At 60.8% G+C, this 16,898-nt stretch carries 15 protein-coding genes; 4 read left to right on the top strand and 11 right to left on the bottom strand.

Annotation, left to right across the window (positions count from 1 at the left end):
• Nucleotides 1-6: 6 nt before the first annotated feature.
• Genes WC509_03675 through WC509_03655 form a run of 5 tightly spaced genes read right to left on the bottom strand, consistent with a single transcriptional unit; the run spans nt 7 to nt 5,918 of the window.
• On the bottom strand, nt 7-1,761 hold the full coding sequence (locus WC509_03675) for a hypothetical protein (protein ID MFA5006551.1): 1,755 nt from the start codon (nt 1,759-1,761) through the stop codon (nt 7-9).
• Nucleotides 1,758-2,363, bottom strand: coding sequence for a hypothetical protein (locus WC509_03670; protein MFA5006550.1), 606 nt, complete (start codon nt 2,361-2,363; stop codon nt 1,758-1,760). Before WC509_03670 ends, WC509_03675 begins: the two co-directional genes overlap by 4 nt.
• The gene (locus WC509_03665; GenBank protein ID MFA5006549.1) at nt 2,360-4,030 is read right to left on the bottom strand and encodes a hypothetical protein; all 1,671 of its coding nucleotides are present in this window, start codon (nt 4,028-4,030) and stop codon (nt 2,360-2,362) included. Before WC509_03665 ends, WC509_03670 begins: the two co-directional genes overlap by 4 nt.
• A 14-nt stretch (nt 4,031-4,044) precedes the next feature.
• Nucleotides 4,045-4,977, bottom strand: a complete 933-nt coding sequence (locus tag WC509_03660) for a carbohydrate ABC transporter permease (protein ID MFA5006548.1) — start codon at nt 4,975-4,977, stop codon at nt 4,045-4,047.
• Nucleotides 4,978-4,982: 5 nt separating this feature from the next.
• The gene (locus tag WC509_03655) at nt 4,983-5,918 is read right to left on the bottom strand and encodes an ABC transporter permease subunit (protein MFA5006547.1); all 936 of its coding nucleotides are present in this window, start codon (nt 5,916-5,918) and stop codon (nt 4,983-4,985) included.
• Nucleotides 5,919-6,111: 193 nt separating this feature from the next.
• Between WC509_03655 and WC509_03650 the strand changes: the two genes are divergently transcribed.
• On the top strand, nt 6,112-7,170 hold the full coding sequence (locus WC509_03650) for a LacI family DNA-binding transcriptional regulator (protein ID MFA5006546.1): 1,059 nt from the start codon (nt 6,112-6,114) through the stop codon (nt 7,168-7,170).
• 109 nt (nt 7,171-7,279) lie between these two features.
• Here WC509_03650 and WC509_03645 read toward each other — a convergent pair whose 3' ends face one another.
• From WC509_03645 to WC509_03620, 6 genes are all read right to left on the bottom strand, one after another.
• Nucleotides 7,280-8,686 carry a hypothetical protein gene (locus WC509_03645; protein ID MFA5006545.1) on the bottom strand — a complete coding sequence of 469 codons (1,407 nt, stop codon included), beginning with the start codon at nt 8,684-8,686 and terminating at the stop codon, nt 7,280-7,282.
• 1 nt (nt 8,687) lies between these two features.
• A complete protein-coding gene (locus WC509_03640; GenBank protein ID MFA5006544.1) occupies nt 8,688-10,259 on the bottom strand; it encodes a restriction endonuclease in 1,572 nt (523 codons plus the stop codon).
• Nucleotides 10,260-10,610: 351 nt separating this feature from the next.
• On the bottom strand, nt 10,611-11,420 hold the full coding sequence (locus WC509_03635) for a hypothetical protein (GenBank protein MFA5006543.1): 810 nt from the start codon (nt 11,418-11,420) through the stop codon (nt 10,611-10,613).
• A gap of 1,267 nt (nt 11,421-12,687) precedes the next feature.
• Nucleotides 12,688-14,136 carry a GH32 C-terminal domain-containing protein gene (locus WC509_03630; protein MFA5006542.1) on the bottom strand — a complete coding sequence of 483 codons (1,449 nt, stop codon included), beginning with the start codon at nt 14,134-14,136 and terminating at the stop codon, nt 12,688-12,690.
• Nucleotides 14,133-14,543 (bottom strand): type II toxin-antitoxin system death-on-curing family toxin, encoded by a 411-nt coding sequence (locus WC509_03625; GenBank protein MFA5006541.1) that lies wholly within the window; start codon nt 14,541-14,543, stop codon nt 14,133-14,135. The genes WC509_03630 and WC509_03625 overlap by 4 nt, the downstream gene beginning before the upstream one ends.
• Complete coding sequence (locus WC509_03620; protein ID MFA5006540.1) at nt 14,540-14,788, bottom strand: type II toxin-antitoxin system Phd/YefM family antitoxin; 249 nt, start codon at nt 14,786-14,788, stop codon at nt 14,540-14,542. Before WC509_03620 ends, WC509_03625 begins: the two co-directional genes overlap by 4 nt.
• A 260-nt stretch (nt 14,789-15,048) precedes the next feature.
• Here WC509_03620 and WC509_03615 point away from each other — a divergent pair, with 260 nt between their 5' ends.
• The 3 genes from WC509_03615 to WC509_03605 form a co-directional block, all read left to right on the top strand.
• Complete coding sequence (locus tag WC509_03615; GenBank protein MFA5006539.1) at nt 15,049-16,044, top strand: phosphodiester glycosidase family protein; 996 nt, start codon at nt 15,049-15,051, stop codon at nt 16,042-16,044.
• On the top strand, nt 16,025-16,420 hold the full coding sequence (locus WC509_03610; GenBank protein MFA5006538.1) for a hypothetical protein: 396 nt from the start codon (nt 16,025-16,027) through the stop codon (nt 16,418-16,420). The genes WC509_03615 and WC509_03610 overlap by 20 nt, the downstream gene beginning before the upstream one ends.
• Nucleotides 16,417-16,898: glycosyltransferase family 2 protein (locus tag WC509_03605; GenBank protein ID MFA5006537.1), on the top strand; the 482-nt coding region annotated here is incomplete at its 3' end. The genes WC509_03610 and WC509_03605, both read left to right, overlap by 4 nt.

Here is a 16,898-nt window from a genome sequence, read left to right as displayed (position 1 = left end):
TGGGGACTATTTCAGCTGGTAGATTTCGATCGCGGAGAATTCGACTTTCGCCGGCGCGACGTTCTCGGCGTAACCGCCGAACTGGAAGAGCATTTCGAAGTCCATGTCGATGATGATCTCCGAATCCATCGTGAAGGTGAAGGTCTGGTACTCGGTCGTGATGTTCACCTCGGCGGTGACGCGCGGATCCCAGGATCCGAGGACGTTGAGGGCGAAGAACATCTTGACGGGAACGTCGGCCTTGACGGTGAAGGAGACCTTGTAGAGCGCACCGGCCTCGAGCGTGACGGCCTTGATGAACATCTTGTTGTACCAGTCGACCGCGCCGAACGACTGGATCGAGTAGACGAGGTTGCCGTTCTCGGTATAGAGCGATCCGACGCCGCCGGCGGCGTTGTAGGTATCCCACTCGGAATCCTCGGTGATCGGCGAGAAGGTCTTGGTGACGGTCTCGGTGGTCTTGTCGCCGACGAGTTCGACGAAGCGGATGTTGTCGATCGCGACGACGTTCGAGGTGGTTCCCTGGCCGAGCGCGAGCTTGATGTACAGGCCGGTGATGGCCATGCCGGCGTAGAACGTGTGTTCGACGGTCTGGGTTCCCGAGAAGGTTCCGTTCTTGAAGCCGGCGCGGACCTGCCAGTCGAGGGTCTGGTCCTCGAAGCAGAGTTCGTAGAACTGGTCGTTCTGGACGGTGACGTCGAAGGAAAGCTTGTACTTCGATCCGGAAACGAGGTCGATGCCGGTATTGAGCCACAGGTTCATGTTCCACGGCGCGCCTTCGGGGGCGTAGTTGGCGATCGTGTAGACCATCTCGCCGCCGGTCACGTCGAGCGTCGAGGAGGCGGCGGCGTCCTGGGTGATGCCCCATTCCGCCTCGTGGGCGTCCGTCGCGAAGTCGTCCGCGAGCAGGACCGATTCGGTTTCGGTGCCGGTCGAGATCAGAAGTTCGACCTTGTCGACGTAGAGGTCGAAACCGGCCGGGTTGAGGTCCCCGCCCATCTGCAGGAGCCACTCGATCTGGGTGGTGTCCGCGGCGACGGTGTACTTGATCGAGTAGACGGCCGGGGTCGTGGTGAGTTCGAGGTTCCAGATGCCGCCGGCGGGCGACCAGCCCTGGGAGGCGTCGTTGACGATCCAGTGCAGTTTGGCGCCGGCGACGGAGGCGCTCATCGTGATCTTCAGTTCGTATTCGGCGGCGGCGAGGGCCTCGACGCCGACCTTCGTCAGTTTCGCATGATAGTCGGCGGTACCGCGGTCGACGACCTGGAAGACGAGCCGTCCGGCGGCGACTTCCATGAGACCGGTCGCTCCGTCGGAGAAGGTGGCGGTCCAGCCGTCGAGGTCGACGGGGTCCGCATCGGCGAAATCGTAGTCCTTGAACAGCGTCTCGGTGGCGACGGGACGGGTGACGGTGAGGGTGGTGTACTCCTTCGTCTCGAGTCCGCCGGCGTCGATGACGGAATAGGTGATGTAGTATTCGCCCTGCTCCTCGGGAACGCAGACGCCGTTCGTGAAGACGAGCGCGGGGACGCTCGTGAGGGTGATGGCGGCTGTGAGGTCGCCGTCCTGGGCGTCGGCGGCGCTGACGCCTTCGAGGGCGTCGAACGATTCGCCGCGGGCGATGGTGGCGTCGAACGCGACGCCGGCGATGGTCGGGGCGGTGTTCGCGGTGGTGACGGCGGCCGTGGTGGTCGCCTCGTCGCAGGCGATCATGGCGATCGCGACGAAACCGAAGACCAGCAGCGTGAAGAGTTTTTTCATACGTTCTTTCCTCCTGAGTTATGTGGGTTTTGCTTTGATTCCAGTCGATGGAAGGCGTGAAGCGAGAAGCGGGCGGCGATCCAGAGGAGCGGCGCCGACAGCGGGATCGCCAGTGCCGGTGCGAGGATCGCCGCGGCGACGATGACGCCGTGGAAGGCGGCGGCGGCGAGGAAATCGAGCGGGGATGCGATCGCGAGCACGAAGGCGTCGTAGACCAGCTGCGGAAGCGTGACCGCCATCCGGTTCAGGATCGTGGGTCCGTTGACGATCGTGACGAAGGCGAGGACGACGGCGATCCAGGAGAGTGCGAGGACGAGGTCGGAGCCGGGATAGGCGTTCTGCCGGAAAAAGGCGATGTCGAGGGCGGCGATGCCGGTGATGAGGAACAGCGCGACGCCGTAGGGCAGGCTCTTCTTCCAGTGCGCGCGGATCGAGCGGAACAGGAGTGCGAGGTCGCGCTCGTCGCCGGATGCCTGGAACCAGGCGACGGCGCCCGTAAGGACCGTGAGGAAGGGGAGGACGAGGAAGAACGAGACGGCGATGAGGACCGCGACCAGGAGGTAATCGAAGATCGCCGCGCCGATGCGGTCAAGCCGTTTCATGACCAGGTCGCCTGGGTGGCGAGGTAGCGGTCGTAGGCGTCCTGGTAGATGTCGAGCGCTTCGTCGAGGCCGATGTTCGAAAGCATCGCCTTGTAGTCGTCCCACTGCGCCTGCGAGACGCCGCCGTTGAGGAGCCAGTCGGTGAGCGACTGGTAGACGTAGTCGTAGAGGTTCATCTCGATCGTCGCGAGCTTGTTGATCTCGGCGAGCGTGTAGGAGACGTTCGGGAAGGGAGTCGCGCCGGGATAGGTGAAGGGCGTCGCATGGGCGGCGAGGCGCTCGAGGCGGAGTTTCGCGCGCGGTTCCATGTTCACAACGTTCTCCCACTGCTCGTAGGACAGGTAGATCAATCCGAGCGGCGCGTTCTTGAGGCGGAACTCGTCGGCGGTCATTCCTTCGGGGATCGGCTTCTGCACGAGCATGCCGTTTTCGTCGCGTTCCTCCTCATAGACGGTGCCGATCGGTCCGTAGTTGATCTGGGCGGAGACGACGGGGTCGTAGAAGCGGTCCATGTAGGTGAGCAGGATCTCCGGGAAGGCGCACTTCGAGAAGATCACGAAGTTCCCCTTCGAGATCTCGGGGTTGTTGGAGACGCCGACGTACTGGTTCCCGTCGGACCCGATCAGCGGGTCGAGGCAGATGTAGTCCCCGGGGTTGGTGACGACGGTCTCGGATTCCCACCAGTAGAACGCCCCGAGCTTCTGCTGCGCGGCCTTGCCCTTGGCGAGGAACGCGTCCTGCGACTGGCTGAAGGCTTCCTTGTCGATCAATCCGGCGGTGACCCAGTCGGCGAGGAAGTTGGTCGCCTCGAAGAACTGGTCCATGACCGCGGTGATCGTGACGGTGCCGTCGAGGACGGTGCGGTGGTCGGTGTTCTCCGGGACGCCGAAGGCGGCGAACAGGTCGGACTGGTTGCCCTGCCAGTTCTGGTAGACGAAGGAGAGCGGGATCTCGTCGGCCTTGGCGTTGTGGTTCATGTCGGTCGTCTTGAACAGCGTGAGGATCTCCTGGAACTCCGCGAGCGTCAGGTCGAGTCCGTCGACGAGGTCGCCCTGGGAAAGGAAGTCGACGTCGCCGGAAGCGATCAGTTCCGCGACCCAGACCTTGTTCAGGAAGAGCAGGTTGGGATACGCGAGCAGACCCATCTCCTCGACGCGCGGAAGCGAGTAGATGTGACCGTCGGGGGAGGTGAGGATGCTGCGGATGTCCGGCCGGGCTTCGAGGATCGACTTGAAGTTCGGCATGTAGTCGAGGTATTCGTCGATCGGCAGGATGACCTCGCGGGTCGAGTACTGGATGATCTCCTTGTCGGAGAAGCCGGCATGGTAGATCGCATCCGGATAGTTCTCCTTGTCCGCCATGATCAGGTTCTTCCGCGCGACGTAGGACGACTCGGAAAGGTTCACCCAGTTCACGTCCACGTTCGTCATGTCGTAGAGCGCCTGGAAGACGGCCATGTCGTTGTAATCGTCCGCGAGCGCGTTCTTGGAGGACAGGATGTCGAAATGGACGGTTCCCTTGGCGGCGACGATCGGCGCCTGGGGATCCTCGTACTGGTACCCGAGAAGGGCGAGCGCCGAGGCGTCGCGGGTCGTCGTGGTCGCCGCCGAGCAGGCTGCGAGGGCGGACGCGATCAGGATCGTGAGAAAGCATGCGATTTTCTTCATGGGGGGACCTCCGCTTACTTGAACGTGCCGACAAGGAACCCCTTGTCGAAGAACTTCTGAATGAAGGGATAGAGCAGGATGATGGGAAGCGAGGAAACGATGATGGAGGCGTACTTGATCTGGTTGGCGATCCGCATCTGTTCGAGGATCGTATCGACGCTGCCGCCGGCGCCGCTCGTGACCTCGGCGGTGATGAGGATGTCCTTGAGGACGAGCTGGAGCGGATAGAAGCGTTCGTCGGAGATGAAGATCAGGGCGTTGAAGTAGCTGTTCCAGTGGCCGACCGCGTAGAACAGCACCATCACGGCGATGATCGCCTTCGAGATCGGCAGGACCACCGAGAAGAACTTGCGGAATTCGCCGGCGCCGTCGATCTCGGCGGCCTCGAGCAGTTCTTCGGGGATGTTCGATTCGTAATAGGCCTTCGTCATGAAGACGTTCCAGACCGACATCGCCGAGGGGATGATGAGGACGAGCGGACTCTCGACCATCCCGAGCTTCGAGATCAGGAGGTAATAGGGGACGAGCCCGCCTCCGAAGAACAGTGTGATGATGAAGAACCACATGACGAACTTGCGGGCGGGCAGGTTCTTCCGAGAGAGCGCCCAGCCGGTCGGGATCGTCATCGCGATGTTGAGGGCGGTGCCGACGACGGTGTAGATGATCGTGTTGCGATAGCCCGTCCAGATCAGTTCCTCATCGAGCAGACGGCGGAATCCGGAAAGGGTGACCTGGACCGGATAGAGGTATACGTTGCCGTTCAGCACCTGGTCGGGATCGGAGATCGAGGCGATGACGATGAAATAGAGCGGATAGACGATGATGGCGGCGAGCAGGAGCATGAGGAGGATGTCGAAGGCATAGAAGATCTTGTCGGAAAGCGGATCCTTCATGCGGCCGGATTTCTTCTTCTTGGGGAGGGTCGGCGACGTCGATAGGAGTCTCATCGCGATCACCACAGGCTGTTCTGCGAGAAGCGTCGCGACAGGGTGTTCGCGATCACGAGCAGAACGACGTTGATGCCGGCGCTGAAGAGGCCGATGGCGGTGGCATAGCCGTATTCGCCGGAACCGATGAAGCCGATGCGGTAGACGTAGGTGGCGATGATCTCCGAGGTCGAGAGGTTCGCTCCCGTCTGCATGAGCAGCGCCTTCTCGTAGCCGACGCTCATGAGGTTGCCGATCGAGAGGATTAGAAGCATCGAGACGGTCGGGAAGATCGCCGGGAAGTCGATGTGGAGGATCCGCTGGAAGCGCGACGCGCCGTCGACGACGGCCGCCTCGTGCAGCTGCGGGTCGACGCCCGACAGGGCGGCGAGGTAGATGATCGAACTCCAGCCGAAGTCCTGCCAGTTCGAGGAGAGGATGTAGAGCGGACGGAACGCCTCATGTTCGAGGAAGTAACTGTAGGGATCTCCGCCGAGGTAGCGGACGATGTTGTTCACAAGCCCGTACTCCCCGAAGAACAGGTAGAGCATGCCGACCATGACGACGACCGAGATGAAGTGCGGCGCGTAGAAGATCGTCTGGAGCCGGCGCGAGAACTTCTTCCCCTTGAGCGCGTTCAGCAGGAGGGCGACGACGATCGGCAGCGGGAAGCCGATGAGGAAGCCGTAGATGCAGAGCAGGAAGGTGTTTTCCATCAGGGTCCAGAACTTGAAGTCGTTGAAGAAGCGTGTGAAGTTGTCGAAACCGATCCAGTTGGCGTTCGGCGAGAGGATGTCGTCGACCGGTGAGAAGTCCTGGAAGGCGATAACGACGCCGTACATGGGCAGGTAGTTGAAGACGAGGACGAACAAGAGTGCGGGAACGACGAAAAGGAAGAGCGTGAACCGACTCGCCTTCTTGGACTGACTCTTTCTCTTGCGTGGTGTGGTCGTGGGATTCATGGATCGCTTCGCCTCCTCGATCACCGGCTGATTCTATTTTCACCGATGGCTCGAACGATGTCAAAAGTATTTTGCAAAAACCCTTACATTTGAGCTATTTGCACAATTATTTATGTCATTTGTATCTATTTGCACATTATTCGTTGGATTCCTTCGCAATGTGTGCTATGATGCTCTCAGGAGGGATGGAACCATGCCGCAAACCGCCGTAAGCATCCAGGACATCGCCGACGACCTCGGCCTTTCGCGCAACACCGTCTCCAAGGTCCTCAACAATCGTCCGGTCCCCGAGAAGACGCGGAAGCTCGTCTTCGACAAGGCGATCGAGCTCGGATACAAGGGGCTCAACTACGCCTCGGGGAAAAGCGAGTATCTTCGCAATCAGAAGATCATGCTTCTGACGTCGCGCACGCTCTCGAACCTGAACTTCTTCCTTTCGATTGTCCGCGGGATCGAGGCGACCGTCAAGAAGTACGACTTCGAGCTCCTGCAGTACACCTTCAACGCCCAGACCCCTTCCGCCTACCGCGACCTCGGCAACTACGTGAAGGCGATCAACGTCGACGGCATCATCTGCATCGAGTCGTTCGAGGAGCGCTTCATCAAGATGCTGCTCGGACTCGAGATCCCGACGACGTTCATCGACTTCCCGCACTTCTCGGTCGACATCCCCGGCGCCTACGACATCGTGATCATGATGAATGCGGATCCGATCACGCGCATCTGCAACGACCTCATCGTCCAGCATCGCGCCAGACGTTTCGGCTTCGTCGGCGATCCGATGCACTGCCGCGGTTTCTACGAACGGTTCCTCGGGATGCGCGAGGCGCTGTTCCAGCAGAAGATCCCGTATGATCCGACGTTCTCCGTCTTGGAACCGGACGCCTTTCCCTACGGCAATCCGAAGGAACTCAAGAAAACCTTCCTCGCGATGAAGGAACTGCCGGAAATCCTCGTCTGCGCGAACGACTCGATCGCGATCTCCGCCTGCGAGGCGCTGAAGCAGATGGGGAAGAAGATCCCCGAGGAGATCGGCGTGATCGGCTTCGACAACATCGCCGAAGGACGCGTCGCCGTCCCGTCGGTCACGACGGTGAACACGGACAAGGAATATCTCGGCCGTCAAGCCCTCATCACCCTGCTCAACCGGATCAAACATCCGGACGATCGGAACAAGATCGTCTATACGCAGACGAACGTCGTCTGGCGCAATACGACGAAACCGATCCGCCAGCCTTCCAGGAACGATTGACGAAAGCGCGTCCGATCCGTCCGTCATCGCCCTTGGAACTCGCGTTGTCATCTATATAGAAAAGAACAACGGCCGGCGCCGTCGTCGTGACGCGCTAGCCGTTGTCTTTTCATTTTCCGAGCTCCAGATACGCTTCCATCACCGCGCACTCGGGCGGCTGCGTCAGGGAGAAGCCGAGCTGTCCCTTCATCTCCCGGATCGCCTCGTCGCGCGCGACGTTGCCTTCGCGCGAGGCGATCGCGAGTTCGATCGCGGAGAACGGGATCACCGTCGACTTCATCGCCCGGAAGCGGACGAACTGGGTGTATTCCTTGCACTTCTCGATCCTGCACGAGGTGTGGAGACCCTTGTCGAGGCTGTCGGATCCGACCCATCCGATCTTGTCCGTCAGGAGCTTCTTGATCTTCGCCCAGTCGTAGCCGCCGGCGGCGGCGTCCATGTCGATGTGGACCATCGCCGGGATCCGGCCGGTCCAGGAGGAACGGCGGATCGCCCGTTTGAACGGCCGCATCAATTCCGGGATCTTCCGCATCGCCTCCTGGACGTCGTCCTGGAGAGGGTTCACGAAGCCGGACAGCCGTTTGACCTTCGGTTCGCCGTACGCGAGCGCCCGCATCGCCAGGAGCGTCTCCGCCTGCCCCGGACGGAGCGGCCGGCGGAAGGTGAGGACGCGCAGGGCGTTCAGGGCGAAAGAAAGGAGCGCATGCATCTTCGGGTCGTAGGCCGACTTCGGGGCGATGTGCTGGAACCAGAGGTTCTTCATCTGGACCGGCTCGTTCCCGAGGACGAGGAAGGGGACGCCGAGCTCGACGAGTTCGGGATAGAAGGTCACGTACGCGAGCGACGGGCAGGCGCAGGTGTTGCCGGCGCGATCGTAGAGGTCGCGGTACATGCGCCGGAGGTCGTCGTCGGCGATCTTCCGGACGACGAATTCGGCGGAAGACACGCGCTTCTTGGCGGCTTCGATCGAAGCCCGGGCCGAATCCGACATGTACGGGATCTCCCAGGTGAGCGCGAGCACGCGCAGCTTGAGGTCGTTCGCCAGATGGTGGAGGAGGTAGCTCGAATCCTTCCCGCCGGTATAGAAGAGGGCGACGTCGAAGCGTCCCTTCATCGCCTTCGGGAGGGTCTCGACGAGCGGGAGGACGCTCTTGATCGAGGGCAGGACGTCGGCGTTCTGGCAGATCGGGCAGCGGCCCTCGGCGTCGAACTCGAGGCCGGGGATCATGAAGTCGTTGGCGGCGCAGGAGACGCAGAAGCGGGCCTCCTCATATGAGGAAGGCAGGGGCTTGACGTCGCGTTCGCGGACCACGGCTCCTTCCGCCGTCAGCCGCTTCAGGACGTTTCGTTCGGCGTCGCCGCATGCCTTCGGAAGGACGTCGAGGACCATGGCTTCGCGGCGGGTGAGCTTCAGGACGTTACGGGTCGTGTTGGGCTTGTTTCGGAGGCCGTAGTAGACGAGACGAAATCCGTCCCGCTTCCAGCGGCTTCCGAGGCACAGGCGTTCGGAATCCATCTCACTTGACCCCGATCAGCTCGCGGAGCAGGGCCGCGTCGATCTTCGGGGCGCCGTCCTCGACGACAAGGCCGAACCTCGTCTTCTTCATCCACTCGACGAGCTCCCTGACGTCGACAAGCTTCACGTACTTGAGCCGCTTCGACTTCTCCTTGGCGTCCTTCGTGATCGTCGAGTTGGAGATGATGAGTACCTTGTCGGCGCCGCGGAGGTGCATCACGCCGACGTACTCGCGCAGGACCTTCATCGAGATCGAGGCCTTGTCGTTCTTCTTCGTCTTCGCCTGCATCATGATCGTCTCGCGGTAGCCGGCGGGATCCTCGACGACGATCTCGCCGTCGACGCCCTCGTCCTCGGGACCGGGGGTGAACTTCTGGTCGATGACGGCGGTCCCGTAGAGCCGCTTGATCAGCTGGAACGAGAAGTTCTCGAAGAACTCCTCGGCATCGGCGAAAAGGTGGCTGACGGCGAGGAGGAGGACCTTCTCGTATCTTTCGCGCGACAACTTGCCGGACACGCAGAGGGCGTGCTTCGCAGCCGTCTCGCGGATCAGGCGGTCGATCGACTCGATCGGGAAGGCCGGTTCGCCCTGGGGTTCGGGCTCGGCTTTCTTCGCCCGCTTCCGCGCCGGCTTGACGGCGGGAGCCTTCTCGGGTTCGGGCGCCGTCCGGGAGGCGAAGCGGTCCTTGAAGCCCTTGGTCTTCTCGATCTCGGCGGTCACGGTCGCGAAGACCTCGTCCTCGTCCTTGCCGGCGAGTTCCGGGTGGTTCTTGAGGATCGCGCCCGTCTGGCTCCTGAGGACGCCCGCGAGCGAGTTCGGGTCGTTGTCGAGGGTCTCCTCGCCCGAGAGGTAATGGTCGAGGATGCGGAGCACGAGCGTCTGGCGCGCCTTCGCGCCGTTCGGCTTTGTCGGCTCCGGTTCGGAGGTCGGTTTCTTGACGGTCTTGGCGGATTTCGCCGGTTCCGGCTTGGGCGCTTCCGTCCTGGGGGCGGGCTCGGGTTCGGGTTCGGATTCCTTCTCCCTGTGGAAGCGGTCCCTGAAGCCCTTGGTCTTCTCGATCTCGGAAGAGACCGTCCGGAAGATGGTCTCCTCGTCCTTAGCCGCGAGTTCGGGATGCTTCCTGAGCATCGCCCCGGTCTGGGAGCGGAGCACGCCGGCGAGCGAGTTGGGATCGTTGTCGAGGGTCTCTTCGGCGGAGAGGTACTTCCCGAGGATGCGGAGCACGAGCGCCTTGTAGGCGGCATCCGACAGCGGCATCGCCTTCTCGGCGACCTTGACCGGTTTCTTCTCCACGACGGGCTCCGGCTTCGGCGCGGGCGCCGAGAGGGCGCCCTCGGGAGAAGCGAGGACCTTTCCCTCGGCGACGAGTTCGCTCACGATCATCCCGATGTAGCTCTTCGCCTTCGAGTAGTTCCCCGAGGGGGCGTTGTCCTTGATGTCCTCGTCGGTCACCTGCAGGGCGACGTAGGCGGGGGAGAACAGCTTCTTCCGCTCCGCGGGTCCGTTCCGGCGGAGGAAGGATAGCACGGCTTCCTCGATCTTCTTCCTGGTTTCCTGGTTGAACGCGTCCATGGTGCACCCCCGTATGGTCCGAAGCGATCCTCCGGACGTCTCATCCCATTGTATCACGCCCGCGGGCGGATGGACAGACATTCAAAAGAAAACGGCACGGAAATTTCCGTGCCGTTTCGTCATTCGTCCTCGTCGCCGTTCATATCCCTGCCGAGGATGCGGTCGGGATCGGGCTTCGCCGGCGCGGGGGGGATCCTCGGGCGCCGCGGTCCGCCCCGAGGGGTTCGGGACGTAACGGAAGACGTGTTCCTCGTTGTCTCTTCGATGCGCTCCGTAGACGGGAAGCCCGTCCGCGGAGGAGCGTCTGACGGCCATGCGCCCGCCTCCGATCTCTTTCGTGAAGCGACGTCGTCAGGCGACGACGCGCGCGCCCCTAACGGCGACCGATCCCGGCGGGATCCGCCGGACGAGACGGTTGAGGCCGCGGTAGAGGATGGTCGATAGCGTCGCGCTCCCGAGCATCCCGAGGTACATGATCCCGACGTAGATCAGTTGGCCGGGGACGATCCCGAGCGCGTCGCGGAGGATCACCCGCGCCGCTTCGAGGGGCGGGAAGCTCGAGAACAGGAAACTCATGAAGTTGACGCCGATCGCGTTCGCGACCGGGGCGGCGACGAGGGCGTAGACGGTGACGAGCCGCCAGGTCGCGACCGCGTCCTTCCGCGTGTCCGGTTCGTGCATCCCGAGGGCGATGAAGAGGAAGAAATAGAGTATGATGGCGTAATGGTAGGTGACCGTGTGGAACGACCCGAAGTCCTTGAAGTACCCGCCCGCGGCGTCCCCGAAGACGGTCATCGGGAAGAGCAGCATCCCGATCGTCGTCATCCCCGCGGCGACCGCCGTCGCCGGGCGCATCGCCATCGCGAAGGCGCCGCGGGAGAAGTGGGTGAGCGGGAACAGGAAGAGGTAGACGCTCGAGAAGTGGAGCGGGATCGACCAGAGGCTGTAGGCCCCCTGCGAGAGGTCGCGCCATTGCTTGACGGCTTCGAGGACGACGAGCGCGACGGCCATGACCTGGAAGGGGATGTTTTTGACGCGGTCGGACTTCGCGCCGATCAGCTTCCGGAGCAATACGGCAAACGCGGCCATCAGGATGGTCGCGGGGATCAGCGTCTTGAGGTTGGTCACGGACCAGAAGAGCCCGTCGAGAGATGAGGACATCGGATGTCTCCCGTGTGAAAAGTCATCTTCACCATTGTAACCCTTTTCGGACGAGTTGGCAACTGGCGATCGTCATTTCACAAGTTCGACGCGAGGCTCATGCTAAACAAAAAACGACCCGGCGCGATCGCGCTGGGACGTATAAACCCTTGTCGGGTTTTGATCTTCGCATTAATTATACGATGTTGTCGAGTAGTAGTCAATGAATTTGATGAAAAATTCATATCTCGATTGTATTATGGAATTCCCATTGAAATAGGCGCCATTCTTCACGAAGTCCGCCTTGAAGAGACGATTCAGTTCGACGCAATATTTCTTTTTTGTGTCTCGATCGGCACATACGGATTGAAATACGTAGAGCGCCGTAATCAAATCATGGATGACGGGATTCTCCAAATTCTTATTTCTTGCTTTCGATGAAATCGGTGATCTGGATAGATATGATACGACTTCTTCGCACCGTCTAAATGATGACAACTGGTACGGTCGTTTCAGCGAATTGAGTAGGCAAATGTTATGAACGACAGCATTACGGAGGAACTTGATATGATGCAAGATGTTCTCGTGTTTACCTTTCGCAGGATGACGTTCATAATAGAAACCGTACAACTTAATGAATTCGCCGAACGATAAAACCTCGAGTATGCTCCACATGGAGTAGCGGTCACGATATTTGTCGATGAGTTCCCCGACCACGGATTGTCTGCGTTTCTCCTCGATGGATGAAAGGACCCCGGGATTTTCTACAAGAAAATCGGAGATGATTGTAAATCCGTCTTCGGTAGGTTCGTTAGTCAAATCGCGAAGCAGGTTCTGCTTGAGGATATGTTCCAGGTGGACTATGAACTTTGTGATAAAACGGCGTAATTGGTGATCAATCTCGGCCATTTCGGTCAGATAATTAAAATCCAGGTTGATATACTCCCCTGTCGAAGGCTTGACCTCGTAATTCTTGCAATAGGCCTTGATGCGGAAATCTGAATTCTTCCGTTCCAGATACGTTTTCGCTTGATCCATCGTGACGTGATTGAACGTAACGCCTTTGCTTCTCATATGTTCAATTTGTTCATCATAACTCAACTTCTTTTTTTATGCCTGCCATACCATCCATCATGAAAATCATCTAGTGCAGCATATTCATTATATCACAGGAATGAATCGTCAATCGCGATTGGTTGATGTTTTTCAATATGCCGACTCATTTTGAACATATAGATGGTAGTGCAGACTTGAGAGGGAAAATAATGGATAACATCCACGGATCCGATTATCGCACGACGTCGCGCTTGTGCACTGTGATCGCGACCGGGACGTCGGACGAAAACCAAACATTTTCGCGCTCCGGCGCCGGAAACGCGGTCGCCGTCAGGGTCGTCCTGCCGTCCGCGAGGAAGACCTCGCAGGAGTAACGGTCGAGGATCAGGCGGATCCGGACCTTCCCATCCAAAAGCGGACAGTCGGCGGTCACGAAGTTCGCGGTTTCGTCGGTCGGCAGGAGCGGTCCGGCGACGGCGCGGCGGTCGAGGACGACCCTTCCGTCGTCGTAGTCGATCGACAGACCGTTTCCTTCCGCATCGCAGAAGACGGTAATCCCCGTCCTGCCCGGGCCGGGTGTAAACGAGATGTCGATGTCCTGGGCGAAGCCCGAGAGGCGCGGATCTTGGAAGTCGCGCCCGGCGGGGAGGTCGACAGTCAGGTCGAGGGGGTTGCGATGGTACCATTCGAGCTCGCGGACGGGCCATTGATGAAGCCTTCCGTCCTTCAGAGAGAGTTCGCGCGGGAACGTGAGCGCTCCCGCGAATCCGGTCGAGGCGTAGGCCGGACGGCGATTCCAGCTCTGCATCCATGCGACCATGACGACGCGCCCGTCGGGCATGACCGTCGTCTGCGGCGCGTAGAAGTCGAGGCCGAGGTCGATCTCGGCGATCGCTTCGAAATTCCAGTCGGAAAAAACGCCGGTCTTCGGATCGAACCGGCCGACGACGCAGGCGGTGCCGTGGCGGTTCCGGTGACCGGGGATGTCCTGCGGGCTGACGAGGATCGCGTCGCCTGCGGGGAAACGGACCAGGTCCGGGCATTCGAGCATGACCCCGAGTTTCGGCCTCAGGGCTTCACCGTTCCTGAGGACGATCCCGACGTACGTCCACTTCATCAGGTCGGAGGAGCGGTACAGGAGCAGCTTCGCGTAGGGATCGGATGCGTTCCGGTTGGCGACGAGCATGTGGAAGGCTCCGTCCTCGAACCAGACCTTCGGGTCGCGGAAGTCGGCCTTCGAGGAGTCCCGCGGGAGCATCGTCCCGTCGACGACGGGATTGCGTTCGTATTCGACATACTCGATCCCGTCCGTCGAGGTGGCGAGGCACTGGACCTGGCGGAAGAGGCCGGCGCGGGTATAGACGAGTGCGTGCTTTCCGTCGTGGGTCACCGCCGATCCCGAGAAGCATCCGAGGACGCCCTTCCCGGCGCCGGGCGTGAGCGCGACGGGAAGCCTCGTCCACTTGACGAAGTCGTCGCTTGCGACGTGTCCCCAGTGCATCGGTCCCCAGTGGGTCGCGTAGGGGTTGGACTGGTAGAACAGGTGGATTTTCCCATCGAAGAACGAGAACCCGTTCGGATCGTTGATCCAACCGACGGGGGCGGCGACGTGGAACCGGAACCGGTCTTCTTCCCGGATGGATCGCGCATGGCGCGCGATGAAGCGGTCGGCATTGCTCATGCGGCTTTCCCCGTCCGGTCTCTTCTCGATGCTTCAGCGATCGTGTCCTTCACCCATTGGACGAGATCCTCATACGTCAACCCGCCGGATGCCAGCGAGAATCCGATTCTGACGACCTCATTGTTCGAAGGTACGTAGGGGAGTCCTTCCGATCGTAGCATGAGTGCCATCACATGCATCGCGATCCTCTTGTTGCCATCGATGAAAGGGTGACTCGTACAGAGCGCATACGCCAGGCGCGCCGCCTTTTCGATGGGGCTAGGATGCAGATCGTTGCCGTCGAATGTCTGTTGGATCGACTGAAGTGCTGAGTCGATACGTTCGATTTCGCGGATGCCGCGGCGTCCACCGGTTGCGGCGATCAGCCGTTCATGGAGTTCGATGATGAACTCTTTGCTCCAGATCATTTCGCCAGTTTGCCGTAGGCTTCGCCATATTCCGCGATCAGCTGTTCGGACATGAGACGCATGTGCATCTTTTCGAATTCCTCTTTCATCGCGGCAGTCATCTTGTCGACATCGAACATCACATATGCCGGTTTGTTGCGCTTGAAGATCATGACGTAACCGTCGGTATCGGCTTTCTTCGCGAGTTTGCTGAAATTCTGGTTCGCCTCCGTGACACTGATGATTTTTTCGGTCGCAATCAACATCGTATTCACCTCTATGATTATCATATCATATATAGATATTTTTGTAGCTATTTTATTTTTTCAATACTCATCAAATAACTAGCCAACGTAGGTTCGTGGGCGACTTCATTTGGTTGCATGTCATTCGTTGGCGCGAGATAGACCATCTATGATACAATGGAAGGGCGTCCGGAACACCGGACCTCACGCAATCGCGACGCGACGTTCATCGTATCTTCATGATGGCGCGTTATGATATCCATGGAAGGAGGCGAAGCGCCATGCCCGTCGGACCGAAAAGACTCTTGCCCTACATCGCGGGCTTCTACGCCCTCCTCTTCCTCTTCACCACCTTCACCCTCCTCTACGAGTTCGTGATCCCGCACGGCGGGATCGTGATCACCGATCCCGTCTTCACCACCACGATCACCGTCCCGACCACCACGGCCGATCCGATCACCGGCCCGATCGGAACGGGAACGACGACGGAACCGGTGGTGACGACGACCGATCCCGGGCTCGTCTATCCCGGCGAGGTCCCCGCCGCGCTCCTCGGGGGGACCGTCCTCGGGACGTACGAAAACGAAAACGTCCTCATCACGCTGTATCAGATCCGCGCCTCGAACTCCGACGTCTACGTCGCCGACGTCGTCACGACCGACGGTTCCCAGATCCTCGCCGCCCTCGCCTTCAACACCTTCGGCGGGACCAACATCGTCCAGACCGTCTCGACGATGGCGGAGGACCACGACGCGATCTTCGCGATCAACTCCGACTACGCCTCCCACTACGACTACGGCTACGTCATCAGGAACGGCATGATCCTCCGCACCTCCGCCTCCTACCGCGACTGCGTCGTCCTGAACGCCGACGGAACGGTCGCGTTCCATACGGAGGAGGAGACCCCCCTCCAGTCGATCGTCGACGACGGCGCCTGGCAGCTCTGGTCCTTCGGTCCGGTGATCGTGAGAGACGGCGTCTCGGTCGCGAGCGTGAACGACGGCCTCGCCAGGGACGCGGTGAACAACCCCCGCTCCGGCTTCGGCGCGGTGTCTGCGAACCACTTCATGTTCGTCACCGTCGACGGCCGCACCGACGCCTCGCACGGCGCCGACATCGAGGAGTTCGCGGACATCATGCTTCTCGTCGGGTGCACGCAGGCGTACAACTTCGACGGCGGCGGTTCGGCCACGATGTGGTTCGACGGCGCCGTCGTGAACAATCCCTCCGAGGGCACCGAAAGGAAGGTGGGCGACTGTGTCTACATCCGACGCTAAGCGCCGATTCCTGAAGCGGGCGCGGAACTACGGGTTCGCGTCCGCGTTCCTGCTTCTCTTCCATCTCGTCTACCAGATCTTCGCCCACGGCGTCGATTCGCCCTACATGACCTTCGCCTTCCTGATCCCGCTTGTAGGCGGCGTCGCCGTCGAACTCGGTTTCCTCTTCCTCCCCGCCCCGGGCGAGGTCGGCCTCGCCGTCTGGCCGATGGGAATCGCCACGATCGCGACGGGCAGCGTCCTCCACGGCGTCTTCGACATCTACGGCGGATCCTCCGACCTGGTGAACGTCTTCTTCGCCGCGGGCGCGCTCCTGATCCTCGCCGCTTCCGTGCTCTACGCGATCACGCTCGTGAGATCGAGGCGCCGTCCGTGAACGCGATCCTGATTCCGGCCTACCAGCCGGACGACAAGCTCGTCGTCCTCGTCAAGGAACTGAAGGCCCTCGGCCTCGACCGGATCGTCGTCGTCGACGACGGGTCGCGCGCCGCCTGCGCCCCCGTCTTCGAAGCCGTCGAGAAGGAAGGTGCGAAACTTGTCCGCCATCCCGTCAACCAGGGCAAGGGCGCGGCGATCAAGACCGCCCTCTCCTTCGCCTCGCAGACGATGCCCGAGTGCGCGGGCTACGTCACCTGCGACGCCGACGGCCAGCACCTCGCCAAGGACATCCTGAAGGTGTCGGAGGAACTCGCGGCGCATCCCGAGGCGCTCGTCCTCGGGTCGCGCGACCTGACGGCGGAGAACGTCCCCCGCCAGAGCCGCTTCGGCAACGCCTTCTCGAGCTTCTACTTCAAGGCCGTCACCGGCGTCGCCTGCAAGGACACGCAGACCGGCCTCCGGGGAATCCCGAAGGC

Source organism: Candidatus Izemoplasmatales bacterium, from assembly GCA_041649275.1.
GTDB lineage: Bacteria > Bacillota_I > Bacilli_A > Izemoplasmatales > Hujiaoplasmataceae > UBA12489.
This window is presented reverse-complemented; position numbering and strand designations above follow the sequence as displayed.